The following is a 19,807-nucleotide window of genomic DNA, read 5'->3' as shown; positions in this document are numbered from 1 at the left end:
CGTGTCGACTTGGATCTTCACGACAGGGGAGTGTTTCGGTAAGCAGAGTTGGTATAGCAGTGTGGACTTTGGTATCTGAAAATGCGGGAGAGTTGATGGAATGCCGACGATCGCGTCGAGGCGTCGAGTTTGCCCGTCAGCACGTCACGACCGTCGGCATTTTTCCCCTAAATTCCTCCGTTTGGGCTGAGTTGGGGTAGGGTTGAGTGGACCGTGTTGCTGGGTATCAACGCCTGTTCCACACAGTTGGCCACTTGGGTACTGGTGTGCCTCAGTCTGCTGGCGTGCAGATGGGCATATCGTTGGCTGGTCTGGCTGCTGGCATGACCCAACTGGGCTTGCACGTCATACAAGGTTCCCCCACTTGAGACGATCAAGGCTGCGACTGAGTGGCGGCAAGTATGGATACAGACTGGCCCTTCAATCCTCGCTCGCTTGAGCATCCGGTTAAATGGTCTGGTGACGTTGTTGAGCGGCTGGCCCTGTTTCTGTCCTGGGAACAGATAGGGGTTTCCTTCGATAGGGTGGGTCTCCTTGAGGATCTGCATAGCCATATGGTTGAGGTGGAGGATCCGACTTTTCCCATTCTTGGTGTGGGGGATGAACAGGGTCAGCTGGGATTGATCGAGGTGTTCCCACTTGGCCAGCCTCAATTCATCCTTACGCAATCCTGTGAGCAACAGCAGTTTGACGTACTGACCGGCATAACGGTTTTCATCGATATCCGCAGCCATAAACAGCCGTCTGATCTCCCCTTTGTCCAGATAGCGGGTGCGTTGGTTGTTCTCGGTCAGGCTTTTGAGATGTCTCATTGGGTGTTGCTCCAGATAACCCATTCGAACGCTCCAAGTCAGGATCGCTTTAAGCAAAGTGGTGATCCGGTTGTTGGTGGCAGGTTTTACTTTGCTCAGCAAGTTGGTCTGTAGGGCCTGGCCTTGCTCAAGCTTTATCTCTGACAGTAGTCGTGATCCCAAGGCTGGCTTTAGGTGGTCACGAAAGCGTTGTGCATCATCCCGCCATGATCGTTTGTGGTGTATGGCATAGGGGAAGTAATGCTGCTCAAACAACTCGGTCAGGGTGAGTTCCTGCCGTTTATCTTCCTTCTGTTGCTTGGGGTCGATGCCTTGCGAAAGCAGACGTTTATAGTCTGTGGCGATCTCTCTGGCTGTGTTCAGGTCAACATCGGGGAAGCGGCCTATGGATATAGCCCGTTTACGTCCTTGCCAGAGATAACGCAGCAGGAATTTCTTGGAACCTTCCCCTTTGCCCACCAGACATTTAAAGCCTGGGATCTGGGTGTCACTGTATTCGGCTTCTGTTGATCTGGCATGGGGTGGGTTCGGTGGTAGCGCTTCAATGGCCTTTTGAGTGAAGCGAAATCGGGAGGGAGCATTTGCCATCGTCAGTCTCCTGTCATTTGATGAGTGGGGTAGGGTTGGTCTGCCCAAGAAAAAACAGCACAGGGATGTCAATTCCTTGTGCTGCCGGGATGAGATTGGGGATTGGCTGAGCCTAATGCTGGTCTCAGGCCAGAAGTGGAACAGGGCTTGGCTTACTTCCGGTCGATATCCGGTCTTCTGGGCGGGAAAATTCGCCAAGCGTAGAGATTTGCTGTCGGTGGCGACGAGCTGACGAATTGACCTAAACGGTTCCCGACGCTCCGTCGCCACCGACGCGACTTTTCAGCTTTTTGCCTGAACTGGATCAGTCAGGTGTCACCGTCAGGGTGAATACATCCATCTGGGCATAGCAGCAAAAGTTAAGCTGCCAGAGCTCAAACCACTCATGTACCTCTGCCAGTGACATTTTCCCCATCAACGAATGGGTGTACTCACCCATGCTGAAATCGAAATCCAACTCCTTGGCCAACTCAGTGCACCAGCCTTGGCCCACATAGGCAAAGTCAGTGACATAGCACAGATGCCAGCCGTCATCCCAGCGTTCTAGGCGGATCTCGACAGGGTGATAACCACCTGTGGTGGCACTGTAGTCTGGGTCTCGATAGTTGAGGGTCAGGGCTGCGGGTGTTGGACCATCTGGGATTTCATCAGGGAAATCCTCCAGCGCCGAGCTGATGGCCTGCTCCAGTAGCGTTTGCAGGTCGTGACTTATCCTCACAGGCAAGCCCGTGATAACGAGGGTAGGTTTCATATCTTGGTTCTCGTTGAGATTGAGTAAAAGGGGTAGGGGAGAGTAGGAGGCTGGAACGGTTACTGGACTGCGTTGGTCGCTTCTGGGAGTTTGGCCTTCAGGCTATCGAACCACTCGGTATGCTTGCCCGTGATCAGATGGCCGAACCGGACGTCCGGTGCTGCCTTGGTCAACTCCAGATGGCGCAGCACGGCAGCCAGGAACCCCGCGTTATTGCTACTGCCTTTGAAGTGCCAGATCACCTTGAACAGGCCTGAGGTAAATGCCTTATCCGGCTGTTGCTCGTTTAGCAGATCGACAACTTGCGCCAGACCGAACCATTCCTTGGAACAGAGACCTCCGCCGCTGCTGCCCGTCAGACGGATCAACAGTTCAGATTGTTCGGGTTCATGGCCAATCTCATAGCCCACGGTAGTTGTAGAGCCTGGCGAAAGGAGGGTGGCTACGCCACTGACCAAGACCACCTTGGCTGGTGATGCTTGTATGCCATCAAACTTGGCTGTGGCATTAGTATTTACTTGCTGTTTGGCTGCTTGCTTATCGGTTTTGGTGTTCATGCTTAGGGTCCTTCGAGATCGTCAGATAGTGGATTTCAGGTAGATAGTGGTGCCCAAATCAGGCGAGGTTTGATCTGGCTTGAGAGCAAAGGCCAGATGCTGAAATACAGGAAGTGGGGCAGACAAGGCATCAAACGGTGAGCCGTAGCCAGAGAAGCGATATGACTCCCATGCTTCGACAGCGGGGAGGGGCAGCCAGAACACGGCATCTTCAGCACAGTCGATCAGCTTGATAGTTCCCGCAGCTAACCGCCAGTAGTCGGCGTAGTAACCGTTGTCGTCATCTCGGACTGACTCGCCTGTGTGGGATGCTATCGAAATCAATACTTCAGGTGCTTCGCTGTGCAGGGACTTGGCCTTGAGGACGGTCGCCTCTTTGATCACGACCAGCAGCACAGGCTGATTTTCATCTGGCAGGAACTCAGGAACATACATACCGTTTGTAATGACCTCCTGCATCAGTAAGCTCAGTGTTTTCCAGCTGTAGGCATACCCCTTGAGCGTTTCGTGAGATGCGTATCTCCCTTCTTGAATGAACTCATCCATAGCTGCTCCCTCAGTCCGCTGGCCCAGTGATGTAGCCGATAGTGCCGCCGATGATGGTGCCTGCGACGGCTCCAGGGATACCGCCTTTGGCACCGATGCCAGCTCCGGTGATAGCGCCTTTGATTGCTCCCTTGGTGCTGCCCTTTACCGTGAAATCGATACTGCCGTCTCTCATTGGCTTGATACTGATCGCGGCGACTTGTTTACGTAAAATTTGGTGGATAAACATGTTCTGTCCTTTGGATCGTGGATATGAAAAAGGCCCTGAGCGGTTAGCTCAGGGCCTGATGTTCTGGATGAACATGGTTTTAATATGTGTTTGAAAAGCGAGCAGATACAGAGAGGGCTGTTTTTTGTGTTGTATTATTCCTGAGGTTCTAAGTCTTCATCAATGTCATCAACAATTGCTCTATACTGGAAAACATAGTCCCCTGTCGCTAATTCTCCACTTTTAGCTTTCAGATGCACGTTGAAATTCTTATTCGTACCACAACCGTAACTATAATTGATATCGGTTAGTCCATTCGAATTTTCTGGCCCTTCCACCAGCTTGACCTCCAAATCCGGTACGTTGCAAAGTTGTGGTCTGAACTTTCCACTTCCGGTTGCATATCGCATCGGGCGCTCAAGCGTAACAACTATTATCCCTGTATTTTCATTTTCATCAGCCATGCTGATTTCTTGTGACACTAGAATAGATGGAGAGATAGGTTTTTTATTATGATGGGAGACAGCATTGTTTGTCTCCTTTGTCATTTCACTAACCTTTATGATTTCATCCATAATATCAGGATTGAGTTCTTTTTGATTTATTCTGGCAGTCTCTTGTATAAACTTACTAACGGTGTACATCCAAAAGTCTTTTTTTGTTTCTCTTATAAACTCTTCGATCAGTTCTGGTCTGGGACCAATTGTTCTACCTGATTGCTCCAGCCACCAATCTTCTTTTTTATCATCAGTAATAAATACAATTGAGCTGTTTTTTTCCTTTGCATATTCTAATGTTTGAAGCCATACGATTAGATCTCCATATTTTCTAGTCGGAATATCTGTGGAGTCTTTGTTTGCATCCTTGTAACCAGGGGGGATCTTAGCTTCATATCTTTTCGCACCATCAGCGATGATATCGTCAAGTTTACCCTTATCGAAAGGAGTGCCTGTTTTTCCTTCGAAGACTGTTTCAACAAAGTCTAAGATCTCATCGTTTGATAATTTATTTAGTAATGCATTTTGTTGTTCATTTAAACTTTCTATTATCTGAGAAGATAAATCATTTAGTTCATTTAGTTGCTTGTCACTAATAAATGGGTGTCTATCTTTACTTGATATCTTCTTTACAAGTTCATTAATTGTTTTTATCGCAGATGCATACTCTTTTGATTGCTCAGATGTGACCGTCAACCTATTTCTCAAAAACTCAGAGGCAGCTTGATGTGGTATGAAAACTCTCCCATCAAGAGATGTCAATGCATTTTTTAGTTCGTCTTTAGTGGCATCTGAATATCGATATAAATTTAGTAATACGTTAGCATCCATTACAAATATTGATTCTTTCCAATGTTTTTCAAAATGGATGTCTGTCGGGCTGAAATACCCAGGGAACATACTTCTCATATTAATTCCTCTGCAATAATGGGTTCATTTGAAATCAATGTGGTGATGTTGCCTTAGGTTAGGTAAAGCGGTCAAGACTCGAGGCGAAAAGATCGGTTTTACCGACGATCACGTCGGCGTGACGACCCGTCACCTCGTCGGCACCGACGCGACCTTTGCACAACTCCTGGCAAACTCAGCTACAGCCCAAGCGACTGGATATGCCCCAGAGCTGCTCCGGTCTTACCCGCTAACCATTCCTCGACCCTTGTTTCTGGTGAGCTTCTCCATCTTCAATCTGCGTTATCTCCACGCCAGAGTTACTTGCTCCGGTCTGAGCATCCTCATGTTTTTCCGCCTAAAGAGCGGACGCTTGTGCCAGATAGGGATTGTGAAAATATCAGGATTGAAATGTTGGCGAAGTAAGCCGTTTATTGAATGTTGTAAATATTGTTGTGTGGTTACTTACAAAGCTGAATGCACGCTTAATCAATGATTGATTTCTTTGTTTTTTGTATCGATTATATTGAGTGTTTATAAACTAAAATAACCAACTCGTATTGATGTATCTAGTTCTCACATGTAAAGTGATATCTTTATTAATTTCATTTGCTTTAAATAGTGAGAGATGATGAGTAAGTCTGCGATTGCTTTGAGTTTTGCCACGTGCTTGGGTTTATCTGGTTGCGCCGGTATCATTAATGGTACAAGTGACAATATCACTGTGCGTTCTGCTAACCCTGATGCAACCCTTTATGTCGATGGGATGAAGATGGGTAAAGATACCGTCATGTTTAACCAAAAACGTGGTAAGAAGACGATTCTTGAAGCTAAGGCTCCTGAGTGTTCAACCGGAACAGTTCATACTGATTGGCGTTTTGATGGCACCAGTTTGTTAGGTATTTTTATTGATTTTGGTATATTTACAATACCTATTGACTTCGCAACTGGGGGTGCAATGGCGGCGGAACAGACAATTTACACTGTGAATCCTATTTGTTCAGCAAGCTAATACTGAAAGACAAATATACGTAATTTAAAAATAATTAATGCAATAGGTAATTGTAAAGATCAAGTTTTATGGCATTATTTTAGTGTAATCGATTCACAGACATAGATTGATTACCCTGACATTTGCCCGTACCAGTAGTCATCTTTACGGAACAGCCGCTTAGATAGCGGCTTTTTTTCGTGTGAAGATGGCTCTGCCGACGGTCGTGTCGACGTGACGCTCCCCCTCGTCGGCATCGACGCGACTTTGCACAACTCCTGGCAAACTTAGCTACAGCCACAAAGACCGGATATGCCCCAGAGCTGCTCCGGTCTTGCCCACTAACAAGTCCTCTTCCCTTGCTCTTCGTGATCGCCTCCATCTTCCAATCTGTGTTATCTCCACGCCAGAGCCACTTGCTCCGGTCTGACCATCCCCATGGTTCCCCAGTCGAAAGACCGGAAGCTGTGACCGAGGGGGTTTCTGGGGGGATTTACGTCAGGGGAGGGGATGATTTCTGGTTTGGGCTAGATCATGACCCATTCACCTGCTGAGCTGACCGGATAGGGACCGGAGTCATCGTTAGTCGAATTTGAGTTGAGCGAAAACAGGGAGAGTGGATCGTTCACTGCGAGGGGAATGTGGGAGTGTATGCGGCGCGGGATAGCGGGATCAGCTTGAAACAATGGAGAGACAGATACGAAAAAGCCCAGTTATAAAACTGGGCTCTTTTCGCAATCCGAAGACAGGACTTGAACCTGTGACATACGGATTAACAGTCCGCCGTTCTACCGACTGAACTACGAGGGAAAAGTGGCTCCTCCTACTGGACTTGAACCAGTGACATACGGATTAACAGTCCGCCGTTCTACCGACTGAACTAAGGAGGAATTGCCTGTCTCGTTAAGACGGGACGAATATTAATGACCAGGGCGGCGGGTGTCAACCCGCGAATTTCCTGAAAACCGGATTTTCGGACTGTTTGCCCAAAAGTTGCGCTTTGCGGTTTATTTTCAGCACAATCAGTCCCTTGCCATTACGCCCCCAACCGGCGCAGGGGTTATTGGCTCGGTTCGCATCAACCTGATGATGCCAGCATGATGTCGCGAACGTGCTGGCAACCCGATGAGTCTCAAATGGTAATCTTTGTGGCTAAAAGGGGGATAGCTGGAGTCAAGATCGGCGATTTGGCGGCAAATAGGCCAAATAATGGGTGAGCGCGCGTTTCATTGATCCTGCCCATCGAAAAAATGGCCGGTCTGGAGTAAGGTTACGCAGGATACCATCGCCGCGTCGACAGCCCTGCCGGCCCTTGATGATGATCGGGCGCCGGATCTCTCCGGCCTTTATCTCCCTCTTCTGGTATTACGATATACATGCACAAGCAAGCCTCTTTAAATAGCGTGAAGCTCGCCATAGCCTTACGCCAGTCCTGTATTGATGAACCCTACAGCATGGCCCGCTTCGGCCGTGATCTTATCGCCGGTGTGACGGTGGGCATCATCGCCATCCCGCTCGCCATGGCGCTGGCCATCGCCAGCGGTGTACCGCCGCAACACGGTCTCTATACCGCCATCATCGCCGGTATCGTGATCGCCGTGACCGGTGGCTCCCGTTACTCCATCTCCGGCCCGACCGCTGCCTTTGTAGTGATCCTCTACCCGGTCGCCCAGCAGTTCGGGGTTGGTGGTCTGTTGATGGCGACGCTCATCTCCGGCCTCTTTCTGGTGGCGATGGGGATGGCCCGTCTTGGCCGCCTTATCGAGTACATTCCCCCGTCAGTGACGCTGGGCTTTACCGGTGGTATCGCCATCGTGATTGCCACCTTGCAGATCAAGGACTTCTTTGGCCTGAGCGTGCCCGAGATGCCGGAAACCTATCTGGGCAAGGTCGAGGCGCTGGCCGCCGCCCTGCCAAGCTGGCAGTGGGGCGATACCCTGGTGGGGGTCGCAACGCTGGCTGTGCTGCTGCTCTGGCCGCGCCTGCGTCTGCCGGTGCCCGGCCACTTGCCCGCGGTGCTGGTCGGGGTAGGTCTGGGTTTTGGCCTCCATTACTTTGGGGTGGATGTGGCCACCATCGGCAGCAAGTTCAGCTATACCCTGGCCGATGGCACCCAGGGGATGGGGATCCCGCCCATCGCACCGACCCTGGTGATGCCCTGGGCCTTGCCCGGACCGGATGGCTTGCCAGTTGAATGGAACCTGGCGGCTGTTGAGCGGCTGCTGCCTGCCGCCTTCTCCATGGCAATGCTGGGGGCGATCGAGTCGCTGCTCTGCGCTGTCGTGCTCGATGGGATGACCGGTCGCAAACACAGCTCCAACGCCGAGCTGGTGGGGCAGGGGCTTGGCAACATCTTCGCCCCCTTCTTTGGCGGCATTACCGCTACCGCCGCCATCGCTCGCTCTGCCGCTAACGTGCGTGCCGGCGCTACGTCCCCCGTCTCGGGGATCGTCCATGCGCTGGTGGTGCTGGCCGCCATTCTGGTGCTGGCCCCCTGGCTCTCCTGGTTGCCGCTCTCGGCCATGGCTGCCTTGTTGCTCATCGTGGCCTGGAACATGAGTGAAGCGCACAAGGTGGTGGAGCTGATCCGCCGCGCGCCCAAATCCGATGTGCTGGTGCTGCTGGTCTGCCTGTCGCTCACCGTTATCTTCGACATGGTCATCGCCATCACCTTCGGGGTGATCCTAGCATCCCTGCTCTTTATGCGCGAAATCGCCAAGATGACCAAACTGCACGATTTGGCCGAGCACAAGCGCTATGCCCATGAGGTGCCGAACAATGGCCTGCTCTACAAGATCAACGGCCCGCTCTTCTTCGCAGCGGCCGAACGGGTCTTTGCCGAGCTGGAATCACAAGTGAAAGGGCACAAGGTGCTGGTGTTGCAGATGGAGGCGGTTTCCATCCTCGATGCGGGCGGCCTGTCTGCCTTCCTCCACTTTGGCAAGCAGATGGCTAAAGCCGGTGTCGAGTTGCGGGTGGCCGAGTTGCAGTTCCAACCGCTCAAGACCCTGGCCCGTGCCAAGGTGCGGCCGCAGCCCGGCAAGCTGGAATTTTACGGCTCGCTGGAAGAAGCGCTCAAAGGTGAACATTTGCACGAAGCGGCAGTAAATTGATTGAAAGGGATACGAAACGGCATATTTTTGGTCACTTGGTTCGGATATTGAGCAAACTAACGCAAAAAGTAAAAAATTGCATTGACCAAAAGCCATCGTATCCCTTACATTACGCCCCGTCGCCGCGGCATGGTCCGCCAGCGAATGTGCAGCTCAAGCACATAAAGCAGTGAGCAAAAATTTGGTGAGGTGTCCGAGTGGCTGAAGGAGCACGCCTGGAAAGTGTGTATACGGCAACGTATCGAGGGTTCGAATCCCTCCCTCACCGCCAAATATAACCCGTTGAATTTCAACGGGTTTTTTCATTTCCAGACTTACGTGATTTTTTCCTGGATCAACTGGGTGGAACAATCATGTATCTGAGTAAAAATGCCTCCGGCACCTACTACACTCGTCTCCCGCTGCCTAAGTCACTACGTGACCGTGGCTTGCCCTTCGCTATCCGTACTTCCCTTTGTACCAAAAATCGTCAGCTCTCCGTAGACCGAAACCAGGCTGTGGCAGCTCGTACTCGTGCACTTATCGCGGCTACCCCTGCTGATACCGCCCCTCGCAGTTTCTATCGCTGGATCCGTGCCGATCTAGACGCTTTCAAAGCAGCGGGGTTCATCCCTCCTCAAACACCTAGTGAACAGTTAGCTTTCTAAAGCCCTTGGTCATCCACTTTGTGTGGACGACGAGGAGCTCATCGATGAATCTCTGGCTCAGTCCCCACGGCATCTGGTATTACCGGAAAGTCACCACGCTCCCCTCTGGTCGTCGTAAAGAGATCAAAAAATCCCTGCATACCCGAGACAAGCTGACGGCCCGTGCAGCTGTTGCGAAGCTGCTTGCCTGTGTGCATTCCAGACCCAAGCCAGTTGTGCAACCCACAAGCGAGCCAGAGAACCCTCAACCTCAGCCGAATATCAAGCCTGCTGTTCCGGCGGCCAAACCGCTTGCTCCGCTGTTGTCGGTCTTGAGTGACCGCTATCTGAAAGAGAAGGCCCTCTCCTGGGCACCGAAAGAACTCAGCAACCAGAAGAACTACATCGGCTGCTTCATCAAGGCGCTGGGTGAAATTGCACTGTGCGATGGCGAATGGATTTGCTAACGGATGGGTCAACTTACTGGTCAAGCGTGATGGGCCTTAGTCGGCTGCCATTGCCGACCACCATGGAGGCGGCGGTGAGTAACAGGGCACTGCCCATAAAGGTGGCACTGATAGAGAGGGAATCCAGTAACCACCCCCCCACGGCAGCCCCCAACGTGATCGCCAGCTGAATAGCTGCCACCATCAGGCCTCCACCGCTCTCGGGTGAATCTGAGATGCCCTGGGTGATCCAGGCTGACCAGGCGACCGGAATGGCGGAGTTAAGGGCGCCCCAGAGGGTCAGCATCAGGGCCACCCCCCAGAAGTGATGCGCCACCGTCAGCAGAGCCAAGGTGATGACGCCGAGCGCCAGTGGCAACCAGCGCAACATCCGGTAGAGATGACGGTGCAGCAGCAAGCTCACCGCCGTGGTACCTGCAAAACCGGCCAGCCCCAACGCCAGCAGCAGCGCCGAGAGTTGTGGCAGGTCGACCAGGGTACGCGTCTCAAGGAAGGGGCGAAAATAGGTAAAGGCACTGAAGGCGCCGGCAAAGGTCAGGGTCACTCCCATGATGGCAATAACGACATTGGGCCTTTGCATCAGGCGAAATGTGCTTTGCGGGCGCGCTTGGGAACGCATAGAAGGCAGGCAAAGTGCCATCCACAGCAGATTGATCACTACTAGTGGCACCAGCAGCCAGAACACCCCCCGCCAGCCGATCAACCCTCCAAGGTAACTCCCAATGGGCGCCGCAAAGGCGGTCGCGACCGCATTGCCGGTATACAAGATGCCCAATGCTTTGGGGAAGGATTGGCTGCCGACCAAACGCATGATGGTGGCCGTTGCCAATGCCCAGAACCCGCCGATGACGATCCCGAGCAGAGCGCGTGCCACCATCAGCACGGTAAAGTTGGGGCTAAGGGCAATCACGATTAAAGAGGTCAGCATCACAACGGCTAGCCCCAAGAGCACATGACGTCGGTCCAGCCTGTGAGACAGGGGGGCGATCAGCAAACTGGTCGGGACGGCAAACAGGCCGGAGATGGCAATAGCAAGACCGGCCATGCCATTGCTGGCACCAAGAGCGGTGGCGATCGGCGTCAGCAGGCTGACCGGCATAAACTCGGCGGCAATTAGCAGTGCCACACACAGGGACATGGCGGCAACCGCAGACCAGTGTTCGTTGACGACAGCGGGTGTATGTGATGATAACGATGTTGCGTTCATGGCATGACCTGAAAGTGAAATATGGGCTTATTCGATAGCTTCGATCGTGATGTTGGTGGCCGAGGTTGTGGTCAGGTGGGAGAGACACGACTCAATGCGCCCCAACTTAATCAGTCCGGTTGAATAGCCAAAGTCCCGATAGAAGATCGCCAGATTGCCCCATGGGGCGTAATAGGTTAGATCCCCCATGTTCGGGTCAATGCCCTTTGGGGCGCCCTGCGTGGTCAATTTGCGGGGCAGATAAGCAATCTTCTCGGTGTCGGCGTAATCCTTGAGGGCCAGAGTCAGGGGGAGCATGGCAAAAAAGTCCCGGGCGCTGTGACTATCTTCCAGGGTGGCCGTGATGATCTGGCTGGCTATCGTCATCTTGATGTTCATACTCTCTGCCTTGTTCTGAGCCTTAGCACTTGTAGCGGTTGCTGTGCTGGTCACCCCCAGCAACAGAGCCATCGCGCCAACAAACACTCCTCTGATCATTGAGCTTCTCCCTATGTGACGTGAATGGTGGCGTCGAAACCAGTGAGAAAACGCGGCGAAGAGGCCGCCGCGTTTTCGACGCTTACTTCATGTTGGTCTTGAAGAACTGCTCGAACTTGGCGAACGGGATCTTGCCAGCCTGGTTGTCATACAGGTCGACATGATTGGCGCTAGGCACAACGACCAGCTCTTTTTGCTTGCTGCCAACGGCCTTGAAGGCATCTTCGGCAAAGTAACGAGAGTGAGCCTGCTCACCGGTCACGATCAGGGTGGGAATGGATATTTCGCTTGCATAGTTCAGCAGCGGCATATTCATGAATGACAGCGGCATGGTAGTGGTCCAGGCCCCGTTGGAGTTGACAGAACGGGCATGGAAACCACGCGGTACACGGTAGTAATCGAAGAACTCCTTGAGTACCGGGTGCGGGTTTTCCGGCAGAACCTCTGGCAGGGTGCGGGCGGCAGCGGTGACATTTCCCTTGTCATCGACATAGAGGTCGTGATTGCTATGGGCATAGGTGCCACTTTCCGCGTCTTTCCAGCGTTGTTCATTCAGGTATGCCAGCACGGCGCGGCGATCGGCGGTGGAATATCGATCCTTGCCATCGCCCACCCCATGCCCCATGGCCCGGCTCATGTCATACATCACGCTGGTTGCCACCGCCTTGATGCGGGTGTCGCCAGCGGCGGCATTGAGGGCCATGCCACCCCAGCCGCAAATCCCCAGTAGACCGATACGGTTGCGGTCGACCTCTTTTTGCAGGCCGAGAAAATCGACGGCGGCGCTGAAATCTTCGGTGTTGATGTCTGGCGAGGCCACATCACGCGGCTGGCCGCCACTCTCACCGGTGTAAGAGGGGTCAAACGCCAGCGTGACAAAGCCGCGCTCAGCCAGGGTCTGGGCATAGAGGCCGCTCGACTGCTCTTTTACGGCACCAAATGGGCCGCTCAGAGCAATGGCCGCCAGCTTGGCGTCTCCCCGGTTTTTCGGCAGATAGAGGTCAGCCACGAGAGTGATGCCGTAACGGTTCTTGAAGGTGACCTTGCGATGATCGACCTTGTCGCTTTGGGTGAAGGTCTTGTCCCATTGGGTGACCATGGAGACAGGTTCAGTGGGGTTGGTTGTTTGGGCATGACTCAATGTAGAGACTCCGGTTAATGCGGCGCCCAGCAGCAGGGTAGACGCGATAGCTGTCAGTTTCTTGGGGAGAACATTCATGGCAAAGTTCCTCGAAATCGGATTTCTGATGCGTGGTCCTGGTGGTGGAGGGCTGGTTTTGTGAACCACGACACACAGTCTAGTTAGAACGAATAGTGATGATTAGAGGCGGTTTTTTGATAACATTAATGCTTACTTGTTCTAAATTAAGACGTCTGACGCGCACCTGACTCAGGTCGTGGCGGACAGGAACATAGGGGGTGAACAAAATGACAGACCGCGAGAATTACAACGATCTCCACGTCTTTATGCTGGTCGCTCGGGAAGGGAGTTTTACCAAGGCCGCAGCTAGGTTGGGGCTTGCCCAGTCCGGGGTCAGCCGAACGATTCGGGATCTCGAGGCCCGGCTCGGGGTGCAGCTTCTGATGCGCACCACCCGCAGCCTCTCCTTAACCCAAGCGGGTGAGCAGTTGTACCGCACGACGCAGGGCTGTTTTCAGTCCCTTGATGCGGGTCTGGCCACGCTCGCCCACTATCGTGATACCCCTTCAGGCACGGTACGGATCAACGCCAGCCAACATGCCATCGACAAGGTGCTGCTTCCCAAGCTGACCATCTTCAGGCAGCGTTATCCCGATATTCGACTGGAACTCATCAGTGAAGGCCGCTTCGTGAACATCATCGATGAGCGCTTTGATGCTGGTGTGCGGCTGGGTGACGAGGTGGATGAGGGGATGGTGGCCGTGCGCATTACGCCCGATCTGGAGATGGTGATGGTAGCCACACCAGATCATTTTCTTCAATACGGATTTCCCCAGGCACCTGCCGATCTGGCGGGACATCCCTGTATCGCTTACCAGTTTGCCGATGGCAGCCTCTATCAATGGGAACTGTGGCAAGAGGGGAAGGCGATTAAGCATCGACCACAGGGGCAGTGGGTCTTCTCTGACAGTTATATGGAGGCGGCTGCTGCCAAAATGGGGCTGGGACTGGCCTATGTGCCAGAGGAATTGGTGAGCGATGAACTTGAGCGCGGCATCTTAATCCAGGTATTGAAACCCTATAGTCACCGTTTGGCTGGTCTGTACCTCTATTATCCCCACCGCAATGTTTCACCCGCATTAAGAGTGGTTATTGATGCATTAAAAACATAAATATAGTCCTTCACTCTGGTCTGGACGTTGTAGGGAGGGGATTACTAGATCTGTACAGATCAAAAAATCCCTGCATACCCGAGACAAGCTGACGGCCCGTGCAGTTGTTGCGAAGCGGCTTGCCTGCGTGCGTTCCAGACCCAAGCCCATTCAGTTGCCTGCAGAGGTCAATGTTGCCCCACATCAGCAATCAATAGCCCGGAATCCAAGGTTTTATTGTTTGGTGACACGCATGGCTGCGTTGTATTTGAGCCGACCATGGGAAATATGTCTGTTTATCTCGCTTAGCAGCGTCTCTTTATTGATGGGCTTGGTGATATATCCATTCATGCCATGGGAGAGATAGTATTGCTTGGATTCCGGCATCGCATCCGCCGTCAGGGCGATGATGGGGATATCTGCCCAAGGCATCTGGGAGGTGCGGATCCGGGTGGTGGCCACCAGGCCATCCATCACTGGCATCTGGACATCCATCAACACCAGATCAAATTCGGTGTGACCCAGTTTCTCCAGCGCCTCTTCTCCCTGAACGGCCAGTGTGACCTGATGGCCCACGGAGTCGAGCATGGCGCCGATCACCTTGCGGTTGGTGGCATTGTCATCAACCAGCAAGATGCGATAGCTCTCCTGATCCAGCGGCTTGGACGGCAGGCAAACAATCGAGGGGATCGTGGCTCTGGCGGGCCAGATGTAGGTAAAAGTACTGCCATGTCCCTCGCTGCTCTCTACCGAAATATCGCCGCCCATCAGGCGTGCGAGGTTACGGGATATTTCAAGTCCCAGGCCCGATCCGCCATATTGGCGGGTGATCGAGACATCCGCCTGGGCGAAACGTTGAAACAGGTTCTTTAGCTGACTTTTGCTCATGCCGATCCCGGTGTCCTGGATCGAGATGCGTATCGAGTGGCGATCCTGCTCCAACAGGGTGCTATCAACATGGATCTTTACTTCCCCCTGATGGGTGAACTTGATGGCATTGCTCACCAGGTTGAAGAGGATCTGGCGCACCCTCAGCGGGTCGATCATCAACCACTCCGGCGTATCGGGGGCAACAGTCTGGGTCAGTTTGATCCCTTTTGCATCGCAGTTGCTCTGCATCAGGGCCCGGATATCCTCCAGCAGCTGGGGCAAGTGATGGGGGGCCAGTTGCAGCTCGATCTTGCCCTCTTCCAGCTTGGATACATCCAGAATGTCGTTAAGCAGACCGAGCAGATGGTTTGCCGATTCGCGCGCCGTCTCCAGATAGTCTCGCTCCCTCGGGTCCATATCCCGGTCGGCCAGCAGTGAGAGCATGCCGAGAATGCCATTCATGGGGGTGCGAATTTCATGGCTCATGTTGGCCAAAAAGCTGCTTTTGGCTCTTGTGCCTGCCTCTGCCGCCTGATTTGCCCGCAGCAGTTTGTCATTGAGCTGCTGCATCAGTTTGTGTTGCAGAAACGAGATATTCATTTGCCGCCAGATCAGCAGGGCGAGCACAAAGAGCAGCGCAAATTGCAGGGTCGCGATGAGTGTCGTCGTGATGATCTGCTCCCTCACGCTGTCGCGACGCGCCACATCAAACAGGGTCGCCTGCTGGTTCACTTCCAGGGTCAGCTGATGGAGCAGGGGGAGCAGGGAGGCGAGCTGTTGGCGCAGCTCCTGATGGGCAAGATTGTCGAGCGACTTGGTGGCTTCCGGGCCGAGCCAGATATCCGCCAGAGAGATGTAGGATCGAATGGCTTTGCTTGCCTGCTGGTAGATCTCTGTTTGCTGAAGCAGGCTGCGATCCTTGCTCTCCAGCACCAGATCCATGCGGCTGACCAGAATATCGTATCTGAGCTGGAAGGTCGGTTGCGACTCATGGAGCAGCGAGCTTTGAAAACGCAGCGCTTCGTTATAGAGCTGGAAATAGTTCCACATCACGTTGTCTTCGCCCTGACTGGTACTGCGCTGCAGATCCTGAAATTGCCGGTATTGAATGGTACCAATACCGGCAAAGGCTAGGAGCAGCACACAAAGCACCACAAACAAGAAACGTTGACTGGCCGCCATGGAACGCATGATGGGATCTACTCCACTTTTATCGCGCTGATCTGCCAGATAGCCCGACCGTAATAGAGCTTGTTTTGCAGTTCGGGATATTGATCAAACGGATAGACAAGGAACAGCGGCCCTTTGTCGCGCACCGACAGTGGCTTGCCATTGATCGTGCGGGCGAGGATGACCCGATACTGCTCGGCATCGCTTGTCGGCACCTGTACCGAGTAGTCATTGAGCGCGGTAATGGTGAGCTGTTTGCCGGTTGCCCCGACCTTGGCCAATACATCTTGCAGCAGCGGGCCGCGAAAGGTCTTGGCTTCGTCATACCAGGGGGTATGGGTTTTGATTTCGTGTACCGGCAGTTGATCCAGCATGGCGCTGTCCCACAGGGCCAGAGCCTGATGAGTGGGGCTGCTGATGGCGCCTTCAACCTTCAACACGGCGCTGTCAGGGGAGGGGGCTGCGTATGCGGTGCCGCAAAGGGCTGCCAACAGTGGTGCGATGTAAAGGCCTGCTTTCATGATCTCTCCTTCCTGGAAAATGGCGGCATGGGTGCCGGGCCAACGGTGGCTTGTGAGCTGTGTGCAAAGGCAAGCAATAATCGGGCCCGGTCTAATGGGCTTGAATTATCAGCCATTTAGCCTCTTATCTAGCGATCTCGGCGAAGGTGAATTGCAGTTTGCAACGTGCGGTGGAGGTTAATTGCAATTTGGCAATCAAAACGAGGAGGGGGTGTCGGTGAATAAGGCGCAAAGAGTATCATTTGGAGAACAAGTGCCGTGGCACTGCCCGGCATAACATTTGCAACGTGCTGAATGCCGTGACAGCAAATAGTCTGAGAATCGACAAGGAGCTAGCGATGGAAAGCATGACTTACACCCTTAATGATATCCAGGTAGTGGTACTGGAAAACGAGTTTGACGCGATGGCCGTCAGTGAGCTCCGCCCGTTGTTTGAAACCCTCTCGACCCATCCGGGAGATATCCTGGCCGATATCAGCGATGTTCATTTTATCGACTCGTCGGGGATCGGAGCCTTGGTATTTCTCTATAAAAGATTGATTATGAACGGGCATCAGATGGCCCTTGTCTGTGGACCCGGTCAACCCCATGACCTGCTGGAGATGCTGCATATTGACCGGGTGATCCCCTGCCATGAGAGCATCAAGGCCTATATGCGTTCCCGTGGCATGATGGCCGCTGCATCATGAAACGCTTTGGTATCCTGCTATCGTCCATTCTGCTGTCGGGTTGCGCGCAGTGGCCGCCGGAGGGATATGGCGGCATGGCCGAGGCAAGACCCACCCGTATTCCGGTCAATGAGGATGAACGGCGGGTCTGGTCTCGTTATGATGAGCGTCAGAAGGAACTCGACTTGCAGCTGACGGAATTAAAGCAAGCGAGTCTGCAGGGGTGTATGCCTGCCGAGTTGAAACGACTACAATCTCAACGTATTGATATCGAACGGGATATGCACGGACGGCTCTGGTCGGATGTAGCCTGGCGTCAGACCGTGTTGGCACAATCACTACAACAAGTACGTTTGCGGCTGCAACAGACAACAGCGGATGGCTGTCGTGCTGATTGGTCAGGGCTCCCCTTACGCCAATGGGGGCAGACGTAACAGACGAAAAGGATGTCTATGAAACGGGGCGCTCTCGAAGGATTGATCTGTGTTCTCTTGCTGTTGTTCACCTGCCCGTTACTGGCCTCCACCTTGTTGGCTCCCGGTGATCGGTTGGCCATCGTGCAACCCGGTGAGCCTGCTTTTGATCAGCCTTTCCAGATCAACAAGCAGGGGGAGATTGCACTGCCTGAAGTCGGCAACCTAGTGGTGGGGGGGAAGACCCTGCAACAGGCGGATGAGCTGATCCGCACCGCCCTCAAACCTGTTTACAACAACCTCTCTCAATTGACCGTCACCTTGCTGGAGAAGCGGCTGCTGATCAGCGTGATGGGCTATGTCAAAAAACCCGGCAGTTATGATCTGGCGCCCGATGGCAACGTGCAGATGGCCCTCGATGCCGCTGGCGGTCTGGTGCCCGGTGCCCAGCTCAACAATATGCAGGTGCGGCGTGGCAGCACAGTCTCTAGCTTCGACTACAAGCGTTATCTCGATACCGGCGATGCCAGCGTGTTGCCGCCATTGCAATCCCTTGATGTGGTGTTCGTGCCAGCATCCCCTTTGATCGGCAACGTGCAGATTGATTTTGATGCGGCAACCCTGGCGGCAGGCGGGGATGGCGATACCGGCAAGGCGATCAAGGTGTTTGGCGAGGTCAACAGCCCCGGCGCCTTCAGTTTCAAGAGTGGCAACTCCATCGTGGATCTGCTGATGCGAGCCGGTGGGGTGACCCGTTTTGCCGGGGTGGAGCGGATCCGGGTGATCAATGGTGATGCCCCCGAACTGTTCGATCTCAAAGCCTATCTTGACTCCGGCAACAACAAGCTGCTGCCCAATCTGGCGCCGGGTGCCACCATCTTCGTGCCCAAGGATGAAGAGCAGATAAAACGGGGAGCGCGCACCATCTACATCATGGGTGAGGTGTTTAAACCCGGCGCCTATGAGGGGCGGGAAGGGGACTCCTTCCTCGATATTCTGGCCAATGCCGGCGGCCCGACCCGCTATGCCGAGAGTCGCCAGATCCGTTTGCTGCGCACCGATGGCACGATCGAACCCATCGACTTGCAGGCCTATACCGAAGGGATGCAAAAGGCGCTGCCCCAAGTCAAACCCGGTGATGCCATTTTTGTGCCGGAAAAGACCGATATCAACGAGAAGTCCTGGTTGAAGGTGGCTCCCGGGCGGGCGGTGATGGTGATGGGGGCGGTGCGGATCCCGGGCCGCTATGAATGGTCTGACGAAATGTCGCTGCTGGATCTGATCGCCCACGCCGGTGGCCCCAACGAGCGGGCCGATATCGCCAAGGTGCAGATCCTGACCGCCGAAGGGGGGCAGGCCACGCCGACCCTGTTTGATCTCGACAAGTTTCTCCATCAGGGGGGGGCGCTCGCCAGCCTGCCAAAGATCCGGGCCGGATTCACCATCATGATCCCCGAGCTGCCCACCGATCCCAGTGATAACAAGTCCCAGTGGGTGCGCCAGTCACCGGACAGTTCCATCTATATCTTCGGTCAGGTCGGGGCCCCCGGTCGCTATGCCTTCAATGAGCAGATGGGCTTTATCGACATCCTGTCGGCCGCCGATGGCCCGACTGCGGCGGCGGATCTGCGCAATGTGCGTATCGCCCATCGCAGTGGCAGCACGGCGCGGGTCAGCAAGCTCGACCTTGCTCTCTACTTTGAAACTGGCGATGAAACCTTGCTGCCCAAGGTGCTGCCCGGCGACTCCATCTACCTGCCGGAGAAGAATCGCCCCTGGCTCGATGAACCGAAGGAGAACACCATTCGAGTGCTGGGGGCGATCGCCCGTCCCGGTCGCTACCGTTTTGACTCCTCCATGACCCTGCTGGATCTGCTGGCCGAGGCAGGGGGCCCGACCAGCAGCGCCTATATCAAGAAGATTGTGGTGATCAACATGGCCACCAGTGGTCAGGGGGATCAGGCCCGCAGCTTCGATCTCGACGGCTTTGCCAAAGAGCCCGACTTTAGCCAGTTACCGGTGCTGCGCGCAGGGGACACCGTTTTTATCCCTGACAGCAAAAGCAGCAACTGGGCCATCTTTATGGATGGCATGCGCGACATTCTGACCACGATCTCGGTGGTGGCCCTGGTCGGGACGCTTTGA

Annotated in this window: 19 protein-coding genes and 2 tRNA genes; 9 read left to right on the top strand and 12 right to left on the bottom strand. The window is 54.0% G+C overall.

Going from position 1 to position 19,807, the window contains the following annotated elements; translation table 11 throughout:
- Positions 1-167 precede the first annotated feature (167 nt).
- From ACTG2W_RS03890 to ACTG2W_RS03865, 6 genes are all read right to left on the bottom strand, one after another.
- A complete protein-coding gene (locus tag ACTG2W_RS03890) occupies positions 168-1,400 on the bottom strand; it encodes a tyrosine-type recombinase/integrase (protein WP_440016056.1) in 1,233 nt (410 codons plus the stop codon).
- 304 nt (positions 1,401-1,704) lie between these two features.
- Positions 1,705-2,151 carry a DUF2787 family protein gene (locus ACTG2W_RS03885; RefSeq protein WP_104455767.1) on the bottom strand — a complete coding sequence of 149 codons (447 nt, stop codon included), beginning with the start codon at positions 2,149-2,151 and terminating at the stop codon, positions 1,705-1,707.
- A 59-nt stretch (positions 2,152-2,210) separates the two neighbouring features.
- Positions 2,211-2,708: a hypothetical protein gene (locus ACTG2W_RS03880; RefSeq protein WP_440016055.1), complete on the bottom strand. Its 498-nt coding sequence runs from the start codon at positions 2,706-2,708 to the stop codon at positions 2,211-2,213.
- Between the two features lie 21 nt (positions 2,709-2,729).
- Positions 2,730-3,254, bottom strand: a complete 525-nt coding sequence (locus ACTG2W_RS03875; protein WP_440016054.1) for a hypothetical protein — start codon at positions 3,252-3,254, stop codon at positions 2,730-2,732.
- 10 nt (positions 3,255-3,264) lie between these two features.
- Entirely contained in the window at positions 3,265-3,483 is a 219-nt protein-coding gene (locus tag ACTG2W_RS03870) for a hypothetical protein (RefSeq protein ID WP_106552371.1), read from the bottom strand.
- A 134-nt stretch (positions 3,484-3,617) separates the two neighbouring features.
- Positions 3,618-4,868 carry a PIN domain-containing protein gene (locus ACTG2W_RS03865; protein ID WP_182935592.1) on the bottom strand — a complete coding sequence of 417 codons (1,251 nt, stop codon included), beginning with the start codon at positions 4,866-4,868 and terminating at the stop codon, positions 3,618-3,620.
- Positions 4,869-5,478: 610 nt separating this feature from the next.
- Here ACTG2W_RS03865 and ACTG2W_RS03860 point away from each other — a divergent pair.
- A complete protein-coding gene (locus ACTG2W_RS03860; protein ID WP_440016053.1) occupies positions 5,479-5,859 on the top strand; it encodes a hypothetical protein in 381 nt (126 codons plus the stop codon).
- Positions 5,860-6,652: 793 nt separating this feature from the next.
- On the opposite strand, the gene ACTG2W_RS03855 is transcribed toward ACTG2W_RS03860, so the two are convergent.
- A tRNA-Asn gene (locus tag ACTG2W_RS03855) sits at positions 6,653-6,728 on the bottom strand.
- A 49-nt stretch (positions 6,729-6,777) separates the two neighbouring features.
- Between ACTG2W_RS03855 and ACTG2W_RS03850 the strand changes: the two genes are divergently transcribed.
- The 4 genes from ACTG2W_RS03850 to ACTG2W_RS03835 all read left to right on the top strand — a co-directional run bounded on the left by ACTG2W_RS03850 (position 6,778) and on the right by ACTG2W_RS03835 (position 10,044).
- Complete coding sequence (locus tag ACTG2W_RS03850) at positions 6,778-6,939, top strand: hypothetical protein (RefSeq protein WP_162515169.1); 162 nt, start codon at positions 6,778-6,780, stop codon at positions 6,937-6,939.
- Positions 6,940-7,214: 275 nt separating this feature from the next.
- On the top strand, positions 7,215-8,951 hold the full coding sequence (gene dauA, locus ACTG2W_RS03845) for a C4-dicarboxylic acid transporter DauA (protein WP_139739904.1): 1,737 nt from the start codon (positions 7,215-7,217) through the stop codon (positions 8,949-8,951).
- Positions 8,952-9,134: 183 nt separating this feature from the next.
- Positions 9,135-9,222, top strand: a tRNA-Ser gene (locus ACTG2W_RS03840).
- A gap of 420 nt (positions 9,223-9,642) precedes the next feature.
- Positions 9,643-10,044: a hypothetical protein gene (locus ACTG2W_RS03835; RefSeq protein WP_235656985.1), complete on the top strand. Its 402-nt coding sequence runs from the start codon at positions 9,643-9,645 to the stop codon at positions 10,042-10,044.
- Between the two features lie 13 nt (positions 10,045-10,057).
- On the opposite strand, the gene ACTG2W_RS03830 is transcribed toward ACTG2W_RS03835, so the two are convergent.
- From ACTG2W_RS03830 to ACTG2W_RS03820, 3 genes are all read right to left on the bottom strand, one after another.
- A complete protein-coding gene (locus tag ACTG2W_RS03830; protein WP_235656984.1) occupies positions 10,058-11,182 on the bottom strand; it encodes an MFS transporter in 1,125 nt (374 codons plus the stop codon).
- A gap of 96 nt (positions 11,183-11,278) precedes the next feature.
- The gene (locus ACTG2W_RS03825; protein ID WP_440016052.1) at positions 11,279-11,728 is read right to left on the bottom strand and encodes a cyclophilin-like fold protein; all 450 of its coding nucleotides are present in this window, start codon (positions 11,726-11,728) and stop codon (positions 11,279-11,281) included.
- A gap of 82 nt (positions 11,729-11,810) precedes the next feature.
- Positions 11,811-12,947: an alpha/beta hydrolase gene (locus ACTG2W_RS03820; protein WP_106842926.1), complete on the bottom strand. Its 1,137-nt coding sequence runs from the start codon at positions 12,945-12,947 to the stop codon at positions 11,811-11,813.
- Positions 12,948-13,156: 209 nt separating this feature from the next.
- Between ACTG2W_RS03820 and ACTG2W_RS03815 the strand changes: the two genes are divergently transcribed.
- Positions 13,157-14,041, top strand: coding sequence for a LysR family transcriptional regulator (locus ACTG2W_RS03815; RefSeq protein WP_128836640.1), 885 nt, complete (start codon positions 13,157-13,159; stop codon positions 14,039-14,041).
- A gap of 213 nt (positions 14,042-14,254) precedes the next feature.
- Here the strand turns inward: ACTG2W_RS03815 and ACTG2W_RS03810 are convergent, their stop codons facing one another.
- Entirely contained in the window at positions 14,255-16,081 is a 1,827-nt protein-coding gene (locus ACTG2W_RS03810) for an ATP-binding protein (protein ID WP_342393901.1), read from the bottom strand.
- A gap of 8 nt (positions 16,082-16,089) precedes the next feature.
- Complete coding sequence (locus ACTG2W_RS03805) at positions 16,090-16,581, bottom strand: molybdopterin-dependent oxidoreductase (RefSeq protein ID WP_005351410.1); 492 nt, start codon at positions 16,579-16,581, stop codon at positions 16,090-16,092.
- A gap of 338 nt (positions 16,582-16,919) precedes the next feature.
- On the opposite strand from ACTG2W_RS03805, the gene ACTG2W_RS03800 reads away from it, so the two are divergent.
- The 3 genes from ACTG2W_RS03800 to ACTG2W_RS03790 are packed head-to-tail and all read left to right on the top strand — an operon-like array spanning position 16,920 to position 19,807.
- Positions 16,920-17,270, top strand: coding sequence for an STAS domain-containing protein (locus tag ACTG2W_RS03800; RefSeq protein WP_005333409.1), 351 nt, complete (start codon positions 16,920-16,922; stop codon positions 17,268-17,270).
- Positions 17,267-17,683, top strand: a complete 417-nt coding sequence (locus ACTG2W_RS03795; protein WP_005351415.1) for a hypothetical protein — start codon at positions 17,267-17,269, stop codon at positions 17,681-17,683. The genes ACTG2W_RS03800 and ACTG2W_RS03795 overlap by 4 nt, the downstream gene beginning before the upstream one ends.
- 18 nt (positions 17,684-17,701) lie before the next feature.
- On the top strand, positions 17,702-19,807 hold the full coding sequence (locus ACTG2W_RS03790; protein WP_005351417.1) for an SLBB domain-containing protein: 2,106 nt from the start codon (positions 17,702-17,704) through the stop codon (positions 19,805-19,807).

The organism is Aeromonas sp. 96A (assembly GCF_051919165.1).
GTDB lineage: Bacteria > Pseudomonadota > Gammaproteobacteria > Enterobacterales > Aeromonadaceae > Aeromonas > Aeromonas veronii.
The sequence above is the reverse complement of the archived record's forward strand: the minus strand, read 5'-3'. Positions and strand labels throughout refer to the sequence as shown.

Coding starts and splice junctions, on each gene's coding strand:
- ACTG2W_RS03890 (WP_440016056.1), bottom strand. CDS start 1,400: ATGGCAAATGCTCCCTCCCGATTTCGCTTCACTCAAAAGGCCATTGAA.
- ACTG2W_RS03885 (WP_104455767.1), bottom strand. CDS start 2,151: ATGAAACCTACCCTCGTTATCACGGGCTTGCCTGTGAGGATAAGTCAC.
- ACTG2W_RS03880 (WP_440016055.1), bottom strand. CDS start 2,708: ATGAACACCAAAACCGATAAGCAAGCAGCCAAACAGCAAGTAAATACT.
- ACTG2W_RS03875 (WP_440016054.1), bottom strand. CDS start 3,254: ATGGATGAGTTCATTCAAGAAGGGAGATACGCATCTCACGAAACGCTC.
- ACTG2W_RS03870 (WP_106552371.1), bottom strand. CDS start 3,483: ATGTTTATCCACCAAATTTTACGTAAACAAGTCGCCGCGATCAGTATC.
- ACTG2W_RS03865 (WP_182935592.1), bottom strand. CDS start 4,868: ATGAGAAGTATGTTCCCTGGGTATTTCAGCCCGACAGACATCCATTTT.
- ACTG2W_RS03860 (WP_440016053.1), top strand. CDS start 5,479: ATGAGTAAGTCTGCGATTGCTTTGAGTTTTGCCACGTGCTTGGGTTTA.
- dauA (WP_139739904.1), top strand. CDS start 7,215: ATGCACAAGCAAGCCTCTTTAAATAGCGTGAAGCTCGCCATAGCCTTA.
- ACTG2W_RS03835 (WP_235656985.1), top strand. CDS start 9,643: ATGAATCTCTGGCTCAGTCCCCACGGCATCTGGTATTACCGGAAAGTC.
- ACTG2W_RS03830 (WP_235656984.1), bottom strand. CDS start 11,182: ATGTCCCTGTGTGTGGCACTGCTAATTGCCGCCGAGTTTATGCCGGTC.
- ACTG2W_RS03825 (WP_440016052.1), bottom strand. CDS start 11,728: ATGATCAGAGGAGTGTTTGTTGGCGCGATGGCTCTGTTGCTGGGGGTG.
- ACTG2W_RS03820 (WP_106842926.1), bottom strand. CDS start 12,947: ATGAATGTTCTCCCCAAGAAACTGACAGCTATCGCGTCTACCCTGCTG.
- ACTG2W_RS03815 (WP_128836640.1), top strand. CDS start 13,157: ATGACAGACCGCGAGAATTACAACGATCTCCACGTCTTTATGCTGGTC.
- ACTG2W_RS03810 (WP_342393901.1), bottom strand. CDS start 16,081: ATGCGTTCCATGGCGGCCAGTCAACGTTTCTTGTTTGTGGTGCTTTGT.
- ACTG2W_RS03805 (WP_005351410.1), bottom strand. CDS start 16,581: ATGAAAGCAGGCCTTTACATCGCACCACTGTTGGCAGCCCTTTGCGGC.
- ACTG2W_RS03800 (WP_005333409.1), top strand. CDS start 16,920: ATGGAAAGCATGACTTACACCCTTAATGATATCCAGGTAGTGGTACTG.
- ACTG2W_RS03795 (WP_005351415.1), top strand. CDS start 17,267: ATGAAACGCTTTGGTATCCTGCTATCGTCCATTCTGCTGTCGGGTTGC.
- ACTG2W_RS03790 (WP_005351417.1), top strand. CDS start 17,702: ATGAAACGGGGCGCTCTCGAAGGATTGATCTGTGTTCTCTTGCTGTTG.